This window comes from Endozoicomonas sp. GU-1 (assembly GCF_027366395.1).
Taxonomy (GTDB): domain Bacteria; phylum Pseudomonadota; class Gammaproteobacteria; order Pseudomonadales; family Endozoicomonadaceae; genus Endozoicomonas.
Map to the genome: position 1 here is coordinate 4,878,739 of NZ_CP114771.1, position 13,843 is coordinate 4,892,581.

Sequence of the window (13,843 nt, forward strand, 5' to 3'; positions counted from 1 at the left end):
AAGAAAGCCTAAACCAATAGTTCCAGTGGCGGTTGCTCAGGCTTATAGAGCTGCCATTCACCGGCTTTCCTGGATTCAAACAGCTTCCATTCCGGGGCTTTAACCCAATTAGTTGTCACATGATAATCCGGATTTAACAACTGGATTGCCTTTCTGGCTGAGTCGATGGCAAGGAACAAATCTTTAGAGCTTGTCAGCGAACACTCGTCACCACAGGCACGGATGGTTATTGGAGAGTAGTCATTGTTGTACCCTCTATTGGCAACCACGCGTTCTGTGGCAATTTGCTGGGCTCGTATATGGGGCTGGTTGCTGACCAGAACGATGTCTCCGGGAGTGGGTCCAGGCAGTAGTTCCAGGGCATTTAAGGCAGACACCATCGTTGCTTCGGTGTTTGGTCTGCCAGTGATTATATTTTTCTCATTGAGGTTGAGGGTGTATTTGCCATCTTCCTGAAGAGATTGCTGAAAGAATTGAACTTCTCCGGTATAAGTTACATAGATGGTTTGTTTGTTCAGGAAGCATGTCTGCTGACTTTTCTGGTCGCTTATTTCCTCGCTTATCTCCTCGCTTATCTCCTCGCTTATCTCCTCACTTTTCTGATCGCTTTTCTGATCGCTTTTCTGATCGCTTTTCTGGTCAGCCATACGGAGCATGTCCATAAGAGCCATTTGGGCGTGAGTTTCTGTGGCAGTGGATCCCAGGGTAGTTTTAAACTCTTTAACCAGCTCACCCATGCGCTTATACAGACGATCATTGCTAGTAGCATCCTGAAGCTTGTCGACGTCGCCCATAGTCCTTGATGAACCGTTACAGAGCAGCAGTCCGGGCAGTTTATTGTCACTGTTTTGTGCAATAGCGAACTTAGGGCGAAGGTGCATTCGAGGGATAGCCGCTCCCGGAAAAAGAAGAGCTGATTGTTCATTAAAATCAAGGGGCTCTGAATCAGCAGTCCTTAAGGGCTCAAGTGCTGACCGTAGCTCATTTTTGGCAGCGTCACTCAGGTTTTCAATGACTTCAGTTTGCTCTATGGCATTCCAGCGCTCCACTATTTTTCCCTGTTCTTCCCTGAGAATGGGGCTTTGGTGGAAATAGACGTCAAGTCGCCTGACAAGCTGAGACAGACTTTCGTACTTTTCTGGCTCCGGCAGTGCATCGAAATTGTCTGGCTTTCGTAGCGAGGCGTCTGGTTCCTTTTTACCAAAGACTTTGTTCATAACTTTAACCAGATTTACTGTATCGAGGATAAAGCGCTGGTTGTCCAGGATGCATTTCTGGAGTTGTGTCAGTTCAACAGGCTGAGTTGATCTGCTCACCTCCACGTCTTCAACCGCTTTTTCATTGCCTGTTGATGTTGATTGCAAGGGTGGGGGATTCGATTGAACAGATAACATTACAGAATTTCCTCTGGTTTAATGGGGGCCTGTCTGGCAAATCAAAAAAGGTTTACCAATTCTGATTCAGTAGACAGGAAATCAGAGAATAAGTTCCTTAAGAATATTCAAACATTACCGGTAACCCTGACCCGTTTGCTTACTTTTGCAGTTACCGGTTGCAGGCTTTTCCTTCTTTCTTCCAGGCGACGATCAATAATATTTTTAATGGCAATCAAAAAGCCCATAAAGACAAAGGCGCCCGGGGGAAGAATGGCAAACAGGAACTGCTTGTAGTTGGCAATCACCGTAATGGTCCAGTCAGCGGCAATGGGACCCAGCAGCAGGTCCATGCCGGAGAACAGCGTGCCCTGGCCAATCAGCTCCCGCAGTGCCCCCAGCAATACCAGAATCACGGCAAAGCCCGTACCCATCATCAAACCGTCAAAAGCGGCAGGCAGCACCGGGTTTCGGGAGGCAAAGGCATCGGCCCGGCCCAGGATGATGCAGTTGGTGACAATCAACGGAATAAAAATACCCAGTATTCGATAGAGTTCGTAGGTATAAGCCTGCATCAGCAGTTCGATACAGGTGGTGAAAGAAGCAATAATCATCACAAATACTGGCAGGCGAATGGCATCGGTTACCTGGTGCCGTATCAGAGAGACGGCAACGTTGGAGCCCATCACCACCAATATGGTGGCTATGCCCAGACCAAGCGCATTGACGACACTGCTGGAAACCCCCAGCAGAGGGCACAGGCCCAGCAGCTGGACCAGTGCCGGATTGTTTTTCCAGAGACCATCCAGAGCGATCTTTGCGGCCTGGCTGCCAGCAGTGCTCTGGTTCGCCACAGTGTCATTTGTCATATTGAATCTCCTCGCGGACACCGGCGAGTGGGTCCAGCAATCGCTTGCGGTTTGCCTCAAAGTATTGCAGTGCGCGGTACACCGCAGCGACAACCGCTCTTGGCGTTATTGTGGCACCGGTAAACTGGTCAAACTCACCACCGTCTTTTTTACTCCCCAGCCTTCGCTAACGGGGTTGCCCAGGGATTTGCCGGCAAACCCGAGAATCCAGTCAGTGACATTACTGTTGATCTTGTCGCCAAGCCCGGGTGTCTCTTTGTGGGTGATGGCCCTGACACCTGCCAGCGTACCATTGCGGTTGATGCCCACCAAAAGCTCAATTCGCCCGCTATACCCGTCAGGTGCGGTGACCGGCAAAATAACGGCAGAGACCGCCCCATCACTCAGGGCAATATAGGCGTCACGTTGATCCTGGCTGGAAAGCAGGGGGGATGGTTCCAGAACAATTTTCGAATCTACCAGCACATTGTCGTGAGTATCAGCCGGTAGAATCTCCATCAACGCTTTGGCTTCATAGGCTCGAACCTGTGCCTCTATTTGTTCCTGAGTCATGATCCAGGTCACGGAAATCAGGCCTACGGTAAATACGGCAAACAGGCCAAGGCCCAGGCTATTGCGAAAAATGCTTTGCAGCAGACTGTTCCCGCCGGGAGCCTTGCTGCCGGTGGTGTCTTTTAAAGGAATCTGGCCGTCACTCATGATTCAGTCCTTCTTTGGGAGGCCTTTATTGGCCTTGTGGTGGCCATAAGTGCGTGGCTGAGTGTAATAGTCGATGGTGGGGGCAGCCATATTCATCAGCAGCGTGGCAAAGGCGACACCATCCGGGTATCCACCCCAGGCACGGATGACGTAGACCATAACGCCAACACCCGCACCAAAAATCAGACGTCCACGGTTGCTGGTTGCACCACTGACCGGATCCGTAATGATAAAAAAAGCACCCAGCATGGTGGCACCACTGAACAGGTGAAACAGCGGGGAACCATGACTGTCTGACCCGTTACCACTCCAGAACAGGGTCGCCATAATGGCAATGGCAGCGAGCATCCCCACAGGGCCGTGCCAGGTAAATACTTTGCGCCAGATCAGAAAGACGCCGCTGGCCAGATAAGCCAGGTTAACCCACATCCAGCCACGACCAGCCATGCCATCAAATACCGGGTTGGCTTCCCAGAGTTCATTGATGGTCAGGCTTTTGTTTTCGCGCAACACATCCAGTGGGGTGGCCATACTGATGGCATCAACACCCTGACCCAGGGGGGAAATGGTGAACAGGGCATCGGTCAGGCTGTTGTTATGACCTTCCAGCCCCAGTGGTGGCAGCCAGGTGGTCATTTCCTGGGGAAACGAAATCAGTACCACAACATAGCCCAGCATGGCCGGGTTAAAGGGGTTCTGACCCAGGCCACCATAGAGATGTTTGCCAATGACCATACCGAAGGACACAGCGACCAGTGATAGCCACCAGGGGGCAAAGGGCGGCAATGCCAGCCCCAGCAGTACACCGGTCAAGAGGGCGCTGCAATCACTCAGGTAGAAGCTCACGGACCGTTGGCGCAGTGATACCACGGCCGCTTCGCAGCCCATCGCAACCAGGGAACACCAGATAACATTGATCAGTGTGCCCCAGCCAAAAAAGACCGTTTGTGCCATCAGACCGGGGATGGTGGCCATGATCACCAGACTCATGACCCGCTGAGTGCTGTTTTGTCCCAGCGCATGGGGTGAGGTCTCTCTGCCCCGCTGGCTGATGGACGATCTGCTATTAATCAAAGCCATTCAACGATTCCGCTCTGTTGTGTCTTTATCATGCTTCCCGGGTTTCTTCCCACGCAGAGCATGGGAACAAGGTGGCTGTAGCTGCAAGTCACGAGAGACTCTCCAGCGCCTGTTTCAGCTCAGCCGCCTTTTGTTCCGCTGCCACCAGCTGGTGTTTCAGCGTATCCTGCTCATCTTCACCGGCACTGGCGATCGCGCGCTGAAGTTTTTTCACCGCAGCGTTGGCCATGGCTGACTCGATTTTCAGCTTTTTCGCTTCATCACTTAATGGCGCTTTGGCCTTTTTTGCTGATGGTTTGGCATCCGCAGAAGGGGTTGTCACCGTTTCTGTCGGAAGCTCTGAAGCCTCAGCTTCGAGGCGCTTGATGTTGGCCTGGCACGCTTCGACGGCCTGCTTGAACGACTCGGTGTTCTCCTGCTCATCAGGAGAGCCGCTCTCAACCGCTGCTGCCAGTGCGCGCTCTGCTTTTTTCAACGAAGCTTTGGCCATGGCCAGTTCAACCTTGCGTTTCTTCTCATTGTCTGAGAGTGCCGGTTTGGCTGCTTTAGCGGGCTTCTCTGGACTGTCTTTGCTGGCAGAATCCTGACTGTTTTCATCAAACGCCTGCTGAAGTTGACTTACCTGCTCATTCAGCATCGCCAGATTAGACTTCAGTTGTTCAATATCTTTCCTGTCACCTTTAAGCTCAGCAGAAGCTTCGGCGGCAGCCAGCGCTCTCTCTGTCTTTTTGGCCTGAGCTTTGGCCATGGACAGCTGAACTTTCAGCTCTTTCTGTTTGGCAGAAAGTGGTCGATCAGACGCTTGTCTGGCTGACGCGGGCTCCAAGTTCCCGGCAGCCGCCGCTGCTTTTCGTGCCTTGGCCCGGGCGATAGCAGCCTGGATCGGGTCTTCTTCGGCTTTGGCGTCGCTTTCGGTTTGTTCCGCTGTTTTGGCCGCCTTCAGTTTTGCTGCCCGTTCGGCATTGGCTTTTCGTTTGGCCTCTTTCTCGGCTTTTTCCTGCTCCAGTCTGGCCAGGCGATCTTCGTAGCGCTGCTTGGAGCGCTCGGACTTGGTGTGTTTGGCTTCCTGGGTACGAATAGCGCCTTTGGATGCCCGGTAATACTGAACCAGCGGAATAGACGACGGGCAGACAAAGGAGCAGGCACCGCACTCGATACAGTCAAAGAGATTGTGGTGCATAAGCTGCTCATGGTTCTCAGCCCTGGCGTGCCAGTAAAGCTGCTGGGGCAGCAATGAAGACGGGCACGCTTCGGCACAGTGCCCGCAACGGATACAGGCCTGGGCATCCGGTGCTGCCGGAAATTCATCCTCCGTCGCGGCAATCAGGCAGTTTGAGGTTTTGATCACCGGGATATCCATGCGATCAACAGTGAAGCCCATCATGGGACCGCCAAACACCAGCGTTGATAATTCGGACGTTTTGAGCGCCGCATATTGCAGCAGGTCCTGAGCCAGTGTACCGATCAATACGTCGACATTTTGTGGCGCTGCCAGGGCATCACCGGTGAGGGTGGTGATACGTGAGATCAGCGGCTTGCCGTCCACAATGGCGTCTTTGACGGCAACGGCTGTTCCCACGTTCTGAACCACCATGCCCAGATCCGCAGGCAGTTTTCCGGAAGGCACCTCCTGACCGGTAAGAATCTGGATCAGCTGTTTTTCACCACCGGAAGGGTAGATGGTGGGAAAAACGATAATGTCTATATTTTTGCCAGCCGCGGCCCTGCGCATCTCGGCGATGGCTTCCGGCTTGTTGTCTTCAATACCGATCAGGCACTCTCGGGCACCGAGCATGTATTGGAGGATTTCTGCGCCCTGAATCACCGCTTCAGCCTTTTCCCGCATCAGCATATCGTCGGCGGTAATATAGGGCTCACACTCCGTACCATTGATAATCAGGGTATTGATTGCTGTGCCGGGTGCCAGTTTGATGGCTGTAGGGAAGCCGGCACCACCCATACCGCTGATGCCGGCATCACGTACTTTTTCTACCAGCTCAGCAGGCGACAGTTGACGATAATCCGCTACGGGTGCCAGTTGACACCATTGCTCCTGGCTATCGGTTTCGAGAATGATGCACAGATCATAAAAGCCGGAGGCATGGGGAATCGGACGGTTCTCAATGGCGGTAACAGTGCCCGAGGTGGGCGCATGCAACGCGGCGCTGACAAAGCCGGACGCTTTGGCAATCATCTGGCCTTTGAGTACTTTGTCCCCCACGCGAATCAGCGGATCTGCAGGCAAACCGGCGTGTTGCGACAATGGCAGCACCAGTGTTTCAGGCAGAGGCGGAACACTGACAGGGCGGCTGGTGGACTGATGCTTGTTTTCTTCCGGGTGAACCCCACCGGTCAGTGGCCAGATTTTGCGTTCAGAACTGGCTATCACCTGGCTCCCGGCCACAGGGCTCTGTATGTCCTGGTGTGGACTTTTGACAATTGCGTTCATACGGTCTGCCCCCTGAGGTCAGTGGCAATCAAGCCAGCCTTGCCATGATTCGGCTGGGGCAGCGCCCAGCTCCAGGTCCTGACCGTGATATCCACAGGACGCATTTCAATACAGTCAACAGGGCAGGGCTCAACACAGAGATCGCAGCCGGTACACTCATCGGAAATCACCGTATGCATCTGTTTGGCGGCACCCAGGATGGCATCCACCGGGCAGGCCTGAATGCACTTGGTACAACCGATGCACTCCGCTTCCCGGATAAAGGCAACTTTGGTGACCGACTCCTGCCCATGTTCCGCATCCAGCGGCTCAGGCTCTACATCCAGCAGGTCCGCCAGTGTGTTGATGGTTGCCTGACCACCGGGCGGACACTTATTGATGGCATCGCCATTGGCAATGGCTTCCGCATAGGGGCGACACCCCGGATAACCGCACTGGCCACACTGGGTCTGGGGCAGAATTTCATTAATCTGGTCAACAATCGGGTTGCCTTCCACCTTAAAGCGGATAGCAGCAAAACCGAGAATCGCCCCGAAAATCAGGGCAAGAGCCAGCAGGGCTCCAATGGCGTAAAGAACAATGTCCATGGACTAACGCAACCGCTCCTTCAGCTTTTTATCACGTCTGGCATTTCTCATCATGGTTTGAAATCCTGCACTCACAGTTTGATCAGTCCGGTAAACCCCATAAATGCCAACGACATCAGACCGGCGCTGATCATACCGATGGCGGCCCCTCTGAATGGCGTTGGCACGTCCGCCGCGGCGATGCGCTCACGCATGGCGGAAAACAGCACCAGTACCAGGGAAAAACCGGCCGCAGCACCAAAGCCGTAGGTGGCTGAATCCACCAGTGAGCTGTCCATCCGGTTGGTGTTCAGCAGGGCAACCCCGAGTACCGCACAGTTTGTGGTGATCAGTGGCAGGAACACGCCCAGCACCTTATGCAGCAGCGGGCTGGTTTTGCGCACCACCATCTCGGTGAATTGCACCACCACGGCAATCACCAGAATGAATGAGATGGTTTTCAGAAACTCCAGGTTCAGTGGCAATAGGACGTACTTATACGTTAAATAGCTGCAGATAGAGGCCAGTGTCAGCACAAAGGTCGTGGCCATCGACATACCCATGGCCGATTCCAGCTTGTTGGACACGCCCATAAAAGGACACAACCCAAGGAATTGGACCAGTACAAAGTTGTTAACCAGTATGGCGCTGACCAGAATCAGTATCAGTTCGCTCATTGGGGTTTCCTGCCGCAATGCCCGGCTCTTCGAGCCGGTTGATCAAAAATGCTATTGAATGCCTGATGGAGGGCGTCAAGTATATATTTCCGAAATAAGCAAATAAATCATGTTTAAAGACGCAAATCGAATCACGATAAGCCGGTAACCGGTTTGGGTGCTTTTTTCGGAAGACTCATTTGAACAGCCTCCTGGCTCAGGAGGCGGGGATTATAACGCCACAACCGGCCGGATGCATGTAGTGATGCCTCTAATGGGGCTGAAGAATGCCGAATAACAGTCAACGAATGCTGTTTTCTCATCAATAAGCCTTTTCAGATCAGCTATCATAATTATCTGCATGTAAATACATCCGCACCCGGTTCACCACATGCCGGTGGACTGAAATCCCTACATATACTCCAGCAGGAGTCCTGCCATGAATAAACCATTGGTCGTTATTACCGGAGCCAGCTCTGGTATTGGTGAAGCCGTTGCCAGGGCCATGAGTCAGCTTGGACATCCATTGTTATTACTGGCCAGAAGGGCCGAGCGCCTGGAGGCCCTGGATCTGACTGACGCACTTTGCCGACGAGTGGATGTGACGGATCGTGATGCCCTGAAACTGGTTATCGAAGAAGCCGAGTCCCACTATGGACCTACAGACTGTCTTATCAACAATGCCGGGCTAATGCAGCTGGGGCGTGTCGATGAACAGGATCCTGCCGAGTGGGATACCATGGTTGATGTGAATATCAAAGGTGTTTTGAATGGCATCCATGCCGTTGCCCGTCAGATGAAAGCCAGAAAAGGTGGAACCATCTTCAATATCAGCTCAGTGGCTGGTATCAAGGGCTTTCCAAATCACATGGCCTACTGTGGTACCAAGTTTGCTGTGCATGGTTTGTCTGAAACCCTGAGAGAAGAACTGGCTGACGACAGTGTACGGGTGGTAACCATCGCACCGGGAGCGGTAGAAACTGAGCTGCTGAGCCATACCACATCCAGTGACATCAAGGAGGGCTATGAGCAGTGGAAGCACGGCATGGGCGGCGTTATCACGGCAGAGGATATTGCTCGTTGTATTACCTTTGTGTATCAGCAGCCACAAAATGTCTGTATCCGTGAGCTGGTAGTTACGGCTACCCGACAAACGGCGTAGAGAATTTCCGCTCTGACAGGCACCTGATTCCGACGCCCCCGGGGTTGTCGCGAACATGTTGCAAATGGTATGAAAGTCGGCTTGCATGTGCATTCATAATGCATGCAAGCCAACTCGAGATGCATGCAAGCCAACTCGAGTCCTCAAATGAGGTTACGTAGTTAACCCAAATGAAATCATATTTTCTGACTTAGTGGGCAGGTAATCGAAACTGTTCATTGTTGTACTGTTCTTGAAGTCTGCGGGCGATCTTAGCATCTTCACTCTCTTGTTCAGCCTTGATTCTTATTTGCCTTTGCTGATTTACTTGTTCAAAGAGTGCAATGCGCTCATTTTTCAACTGAACAATTAGCTTTTGCACTTCTTTTAATTCTTTTAATTCTTTTAATTGATCCTGGTATTCATTGTATTCCTGCTCGTACCTTCTACAGGATTCAGCTATGGCCGCCTTGTTATGGTTCCGGGGATCAAGCAGGCTTAGAATACAGGAAGCGTGCAAAGTGCTATTTCCAGAGAGGTTTTCAGTATAATGCCAATGAATAAAGGCTTGTTCGACCTTGCGCATTTGTTCTGGAAGATCTTTAAGGTTTCTATTGTAAATCTGTTCAAGTTGTTGGTAAGGCCAGCTTAGTCTGAATTTTACAAGCGTATTGTAAGGATTCTCTTTTACAGGAGTGTGTTGATCGCAGTGCTGTTTTAATTGTTTTTCCACATCAAATGACTCTTTAATCGTTTTGATAAATGATTGACCCATTTCCCACTTCACGATCGCGCAGTCTGGCGACAGGCGAGTATGTTCAATCCATGGGAGATCATCAGGTTTCCAGTTGCCAACATGCATATCACATTTATCACAATAAACTGAGTCACTGTGTTTACTGCAGGAAAATCCCGCATCAGCCAATTCCTTCGGAGTATGATAGGGGAAGTTCTTCTCAAAGCCCTTGAAAGTGGCTGCTTTGGCCATCAGCATATCAATTGGTTGAGAAGGGCTTGGCGTGTTCTCGTGGGGAAGCCGGGTATAAACATGCCCGGAAGGTGCATGATGTGATTTACGGGTATGCAGATATCTTGGCTCAAACGGCGTGCCGGGAGGCGCGTGAATTACCAGTAATCCCGGGACCGGTGCATAACATCGAAGACCACTAAATGAATTGCCCGCCAGGGGGTTGCGAGAGTGAACCGGTGTATGGCTCTCTTCCCCGGGCTCTGGCAGAAGAAGGTATGCACGCTGTGGGGCTCGAGAAACATTCGGGTTAAGCCGATGACATTCCATATTTTCAGATCCGTCCAGAGGTATATTTGTTTATAACTCTCTGACCAGTTTCTTACAGGAAAGTTCCCTCAGCTCATTCAATTGCTCCCGGCGTTGGGGGCACCGGCGCAGACCTGCGTTCATCAATAAGGTGTTGAATGGTCAGAATGGGATGTTTAAGTAGCAGGCGAGGGCCAGCCCATTTCATCACTTCACGAATTTGTCGACGTTGTTCCGGTTTGTAGCAATGGACCTGGCAGTTAGCGCAGGTGGGTTTTTCGACACCATAAATACAGCGTTCAAGCCGTCGCTTGCTGAAAGCCAGCAGAGAGAGGCATTCATTGCACAGGGAAGGGTGCTGGTGGTGGTGGTGGTGGCAGTAAAGCTCAATCATGCGGGTAACGGTAAAATATTCACGGGTCAGCCTGGGGTGATCTTTCAGACGGCCTTTGAGAGCGAGGGGCATAAACGACGTAACCTTCTCTGTTTTGAGGAAGCCATCCTCCCATAATCCGCCTGGATTGCCAAATCAGGCCATTCGAAAATGGCACTGACGAAGTCTGATGGCCATTGAGAACCAGCCTATTCGTGTCGTTTATACCCGTTGACCAGTGACAAAACTGAACTTTTCTCACAAAGTTATTTCTACTACTCAAGTACTGAACAAATTTGCTCAGCCCATTAAAATAATCACTTGAGTAAGTAATTATGCAAACCACTATCAGCAGCTGTCACAGTACCCCTTCTACACCAGAGCCTCAGGCTGCTGGTCAGTCATTACCAGAGAACAGTTCTGTTAACCCCGGTGCTGTAAAGGAGACTGTTGCACGATATATCATTGAACATCAAAAAATACCCTTGTCCTTAAGAACTGTATTAAAACTGACAAACGAAGCCTGCCTCTCGCTGCTCAAAAAAATTCCTTCAGGTGGAACAGAGTCAGAAAAAAAAGAAGCAATTCATCGTATGGTTGAAGAAATGATCTATCCCGACCTGCCCGGTGTTAAGCTTCAGGAAATTGATGATTTATTTCAGCGCCCCCCCCCTGGTAGCAAAGAAGCTTGAATGTAAAGATATCCATACCAGTGAGTTTATCCATCGACGGGAAGTATCGGAGGAAAGCAATGAATCACTAACCTGTGTTAAATTGGGGTACCTGAGTTTTAATGTTTATGACGAAATTGACAGCATAAAATCCCGTATAAAGGTGATCAACAAGGTTACTCAATGGGTGTGCGACTATCTGCAAAAACTGCCGGACAGTCGGGTAACTTTTATATCCATGGGGTCTGGAGCATTGTTGATGGAGCAGCTGATTCACCAGCAAATCACCAAGAGCGGGGTATCAGATAAAAAAATTGCCTGGCGTTGTATAGATATTGATTATGTCGAGGATTCCTCTCGTTCCTCGGGGTCTTCACCGAGCCTTAAAGATGTCAGAAAGCAGTTTATAGAGGGAAAAAATGTCCGGTTTTTTACTACAGCAACTACCTACCTGAACAAAAAGTTAAATGGTCAGCAACTCCGGACCACAGATAGAGAAAATAGTGCGATTGTCATTTTAGAATTTAACCCGCCCACACCCACTCATGGCAACAGTCAAGAAACACTTGGTAATATTGGTGGATATATTGTGTCAGGCGCACCCTGTGAGATTACCAGGGCAAATTCTGTTTTCTTATTAATTGGAGTAGAAGGTCAACAATCAGATCTTGAAGAGTTCGTTGGTGAACTTGATTCTTCAATATCATGGATGAGTTCATCAACGCAGTTTATTAAAGTTTCAATAAATGTCTCAGGTGAGCCGGAGGTTTACCTTTCAGAATTCTATAAAAAGAATTGTGAAGCACTCGGACTAGAGTTCAAAAGCATTGTGTTATCTCATTTGAATCAACAAAAGGCTATCGGTTCCCCTATCATCAGGGCTGAAAAGGCACTCAGTGAAGTAAAAAAATTCATTCTCCAGGCTGGCTGGTCTGCACAGGTGTTTGCATATTCAGAATACAGTGACAGCATTGATCAACTCACCAGGCACTTTTACAGCGGGCAACAAGACAGTATTGATCGGTCTCCCGGGGCGTTGTTCAAACTGCAACACAAACAGATAACCATCACCGATAGTGCAGATTTTGCCGCTTTGAGCAGCAGTCAAAGTGCCGTATAGAAGAGAACCGGGGCTTCTCTCCATTAAAGACAAAGTCAGCTCAACTCTTACAGGGCTTGTTGACGTGTTGCGAGTACGCAATGAAACGTCAACAGGCCCTTTTGAGCGTTTTCACTTTAGTGTTATGTGCTGTTATGCTCCCGCCCACCGTTATAAAAAAATTGTCGGTTTGTAAAATCTCTGTGCAATTAAATGAGAATACAAAAGATGTCTGAGACGGTTAGCCGTGAATTGCTTGAAAAGGCCAAATTAAATCAGGAAACCTCGTTAATAGCCTGGTCTGAACTGCTGCGTTACTTTGCCCGGGGGGTTGTGCTGCAGGTGGATGATTCGCTGGACCTGATTGATGTAGGCTATCAGATCTCGGTAGACAATAAATCAGCGGTAGAAGCCTGGGTTGAACAGGGTGTCCTGGGGGCGGTCAGCGATGAGCAGGCCCAGTCCTGGCTTACCGATAATCGTGATCTGTGGGCGGTTGTGGTTCGCCCCTGGGTACTGGTGCAGGAAAGGGAGCAGGAAGGACGGTAGGTGCTGTGTTGGAAAAAGGGATCAGCAACCTTTCACTGAAAGCTGTCTTGTTGATACCTTTTTCATTTCTTTTTTTGCTGACAGCTTTTGCTGGTCTCTACTGAACTTAATTGCTGATTGATGGTCTTAACGAGAATATTGCCTCGAAAGGAATGTCAAAATGCACGCTACCTTTGGATCGTCATCCAGCTTGCCTCATGCGCAAATGGTTGCTATCAAAAATGACGCAGCTTCCCAAACCGAATGTTCTCCTCAGGTGTCAATGACTAATGGCAGGGTTGTCAACTGCGCACACCCCAGCCAGTCGGTATGCCCGGATAAGATCATTAGTAATACAGATAAATCCCTTTCTGGTTACGGAGTACAGCTTGTCAATGAGACCTTACAGGCCGGTCTGCAGGGCGGCAATAAGCTGATACGCAATGTCGCCGGTTTCGCCTTTCGGCAAATGATGGAATCACTGCAATTCTCCCCGGACATAAAAAAACAGTGTCTGCTGTTGCTGGGGGCAATGCCTGCTCTGGCGGGTACCCAGCCGATTGATACCTCACTATCCTTCACCGATCCAACAAACCTGACCACAACTTCTGAACCCATCCCTTTTGACAAGAGCGAGGGGCCAGCTCTGTTGTTCTTGATCGTTGGCATCCCCGCCCTTGTAGGCCTTTGTGCCGCTTACGCATACTGTTCCGACTTCCATAATGAGTATCAGCGATTCAAGGATCAAAACCCTCATGCATCACGCCGTCAACTCATTAAAGCAGCTTTCGATAACCCAAATGATCCCGAAAGAAATCGGTATTTAACCTATGAGGAAAAGTATCGTCTGCCAGTTCCTCCTGCTCAAAGAGCCCCGGCGTCGACAGCGCCAACAACTTGTGAGCAGGCAACACAAACAGCCTGCGAGCAGGGAATACAAACAGATCCAGTGATTAATGACTCACCACTGCAAGAGATACAACCACCAACCTATGCAGAAGCAACAGCTAACCTTGAAAATCCCAAGGAACCAGTTACATGACTGTTTTGCTTTTGAGGCAAC

15 protein-coding genes are annotated in these 13,843 nt (G+C 50.4%); 5 read left to right on the forward strand and 10 right to left on the reverse strand.

Features of this window, described 5'->3' with window-relative positions; all coding sequences use genetic code 11:
* Positions 1-8: 8 nt before the first annotated feature.
* The 8 genes from O3276_RS20345 to rsxA all read right to left on the reverse strand — a co-directional run bounded on the left by O3276_RS20345 (position 9) and on the right by rsxA (position 7,713).
* The gene (locus O3276_RS20345; RefSeq protein WP_269672955.1) at positions 9-1,394 is read right to left on the reverse strand and encodes a hypothetical protein; all 1,386 of its coding nucleotides are present in this window, start codon (positions 1,392-1,394) and stop codon (positions 9-11) included.
* A gap of 107 nt (positions 1,395-1,501) precedes the next feature.
* On the reverse strand, positions 1,502-2,242 hold the full coding sequence (locus O3276_RS20350) for an electron transport complex subunit E (protein WP_269672956.1): 741 nt from the start codon (positions 2,240-2,242) through the stop codon (positions 1,502-1,504).
* A complete protein-coding gene (locus tag O3276_RS25915) occupies positions 2,232-2,402 on the reverse strand; it encodes an FMN-binding protein (RefSeq protein ID WP_442876608.1) in 171 nt (56 codons plus the stop codon). Before O3276_RS25915 ends, O3276_RS20350 begins: the two co-directional genes overlap by 11 nt.
* Entirely contained in the window at positions 2,348-2,941 is a 594-nt protein-coding gene (locus tag O3276_RS20355) for an RnfABCDGE type electron transport complex subunit G (protein WP_332328140.1), read from the reverse strand. The genes O3276_RS25915 and O3276_RS20355 overlap by 55 nt, the downstream gene beginning before the upstream one ends.
* A 3-nt stretch (positions 2,942-2,944) precedes the next feature.
* On the reverse strand, positions 2,945-4,021 hold the full coding sequence (gene rsxD / locus O3276_RS20360; RefSeq protein ID WP_269672957.1) for an electron transport complex subunit RsxD: 1,077 nt from the start codon (positions 4,019-4,021) through the stop codon (positions 2,945-2,947).
* A gap of 88 nt (positions 4,022-4,109) precedes the next feature.
* On the reverse strand, positions 4,110-6,470 hold the full coding sequence (rsxC, locus tag O3276_RS20365; RefSeq protein ID WP_269672958.1) for an electron transport complex subunit RsxC: 2,361 nt from the start codon (positions 6,468-6,470) through the stop codon (positions 4,110-4,112).
* Positions 6,467-7,057: an electron transport complex subunit RsxB gene (gene rsxB / locus O3276_RS20370; RefSeq protein ID WP_163372540.1), complete on the reverse strand. Its 591-nt coding sequence runs from the start codon at positions 7,055-7,057 to the stop codon at positions 6,467-6,469. The genes rsxC and rsxB overlap by 4 nt, the downstream gene beginning before the upstream one ends.
* Before the next feature lie 71 nt (positions 7,058-7,128).
* Complete coding sequence (gene rsxA, locus O3276_RS20375; RefSeq protein WP_101748302.1) at positions 7,129-7,713, reverse strand: electron transport complex subunit RsxA; 585 nt, start codon at positions 7,711-7,713, stop codon at positions 7,129-7,131.
* Between the two features lie 418 nt (positions 7,714-8,131).
* Here rsxA and O3276_RS20380 point away from each other — a divergent pair, with 418 nt between their 5' ends.
* Positions 8,132-8,854, forward strand: coding sequence for an SDR family oxidoreductase (locus tag O3276_RS20380; protein WP_269672959.1), 723 nt, complete (start codon positions 8,132-8,134; stop codon positions 8,852-8,854).
* Between the two features lie 190 nt (positions 8,855-9,044).
* Here O3276_RS20380 and O3276_RS20385 read toward each other — a convergent pair whose 3' ends face one another.
* Positions 9,045-10,130, reverse strand: coding sequence for a baculoviral IAP repeat-containing protein (locus O3276_RS20385; protein WP_269672960.1), 1,086 nt, complete (start codon positions 10,128-10,130; stop codon positions 9,045-9,047).
* A gap of 73 nt (positions 10,131-10,203) precedes the next feature.
* Positions 10,204-10,575 carry a nitrous oxide-stimulated promoter family protein gene (locus O3276_RS20390; protein WP_269672961.1) on the reverse strand — a complete coding sequence of 124 codons (372 nt, stop codon included), beginning with the start codon at positions 10,573-10,575 and terminating at the stop codon, positions 10,204-10,206.
* 242 nt (positions 10,576-10,817) lie between these two features.
* On the opposite strand from O3276_RS20390, the gene O3276_RS20395 reads away from it, so the two are divergent.
* From O3276_RS20395 to O3276_RS20410, 4 genes are all read left to right on the forward strand, one after another.
* Positions 10,818-11,174, forward strand: coding sequence for a hypothetical protein (locus O3276_RS20395; RefSeq protein ID WP_269672962.1), 357 nt, complete (start codon positions 10,818-10,820; stop codon positions 11,172-11,174).
* A 238-nt stretch (positions 11,175-11,412) separates the two neighbouring features.
* Entirely contained in the window at positions 11,413-12,273 is an 861-nt protein-coding gene (locus tag O3276_RS20400; protein ID WP_269672963.1) for a hypothetical protein, read from the forward strand.
* A gap of 207 nt (positions 12,274-12,480) precedes the next feature.
* Entirely contained in the window at positions 12,481-12,801 is a 321-nt protein-coding gene (locus tag O3276_RS20405) for a DUF2288 domain-containing protein (RefSeq protein ID WP_269672964.1), read from the forward strand.
* 160 nt (positions 12,802-12,961) lie between these two features.
* Positions 12,962-13,822 (forward strand): hypothetical protein, encoded by an 861-nt coding sequence (locus O3276_RS20410; RefSeq protein WP_269672965.1) that lies wholly within the window; start codon positions 12,962-12,964, stop codon positions 13,820-13,822.
* The last annotated feature ends 21 nt before the right edge of the window (positions 13,823-13,843 follow it).

Bases quoted from the DNA above. Each gene is read 5' to 3' on its own strand.
- O3276_RS20410 (WP_269672965.1), top strand. From the start codon at position 12,962: ATGCACGCTACCTTTGGATCGTCATCCAGCTTGCCTCATGCGCAAATG.
- O3276_RS20390 (WP_269672961.1), bottom strand. From the start codon at position 10,575: ATGCCCCTCGCTCTCAAAGGCCGTCTGAAAGATCACCCCAGGCTGACC.
- rsxA (WP_101748302.1), bottom strand. From the start codon at position 7,713: ATGAGCGAACTGATACTGATTCTGGTCAGCGCCATACTGGTTAACAAC.
- O3276_RS20350 (WP_269672956.1), bottom strand. From the start codon at position 2,242: ATGACAAATGACACTGTGGCGAACCAGAGCACTGCTGGCAGCCAGGCC.
- O3276_RS20355 (WP_332328140.1), bottom strand. From the start codon at position 2,941: ATGAGTGACGGCCAGATTCCTTTAAAAGACACCACCGGCAGCAAGGCT.
- O3276_RS20345 (WP_269672955.1), bottom strand. From the start codon at position 1,394: ATGTTATCTGTTCAATCGAATCCCCCACCCTTGCAATCAACATCAACA.
- O3276_RS20385 (WP_269672960.1), bottom strand. From the start codon at position 10,130: ATGGAATGTCATCGGCTTAACCCGAATGTTTCTCGAGCCCCACAGCGT.
- O3276_RS20380 (WP_269672959.1), top strand. From the start codon at position 8,132: ATGAATAAACCATTGGTCGTTATTACCGGAGCCAGCTCTGGTATTGGT.
- O3276_RS20400 (WP_269672963.1), top strand. From the start codon at position 11,413: ATGGAGCAGCTGATTCACCAGCAAATCACCAAGAGCGGGGTATCAGAT.
- rsxB (WP_163372540.1), bottom strand. From the start codon at position 7,057: ATGGACATTGTTCTTTACGCCATTGGAGCCCTGCTGGCTCTTGCCCTG.
- O3276_RS20405 (WP_269672964.1), top strand. From the start codon at position 12,481: ATGTCTGAGACGGTTAGCCGTGAATTGCTTGAAAAGGCCAAATTAAAT.
- rsxC (WP_269672958.1), bottom strand. From the start codon at position 6,470: ATGAACGCAATTGTCAAAAGTCCACACCAGGACATACAGAGCCCTGTG.
- rsxD (WP_269672957.1), bottom strand. From the start codon at position 4,021: ATGGCTTTGATTAATAGCAGATCGTCCATCAGCCAGCGGGGCAGAGAG.
- O3276_RS20395 (WP_269672962.1), top strand. From the start codon at position 10,818: ATGCAAACCACTATCAGCAGCTGTCACAGTACCCCTTCTACACCAGAG.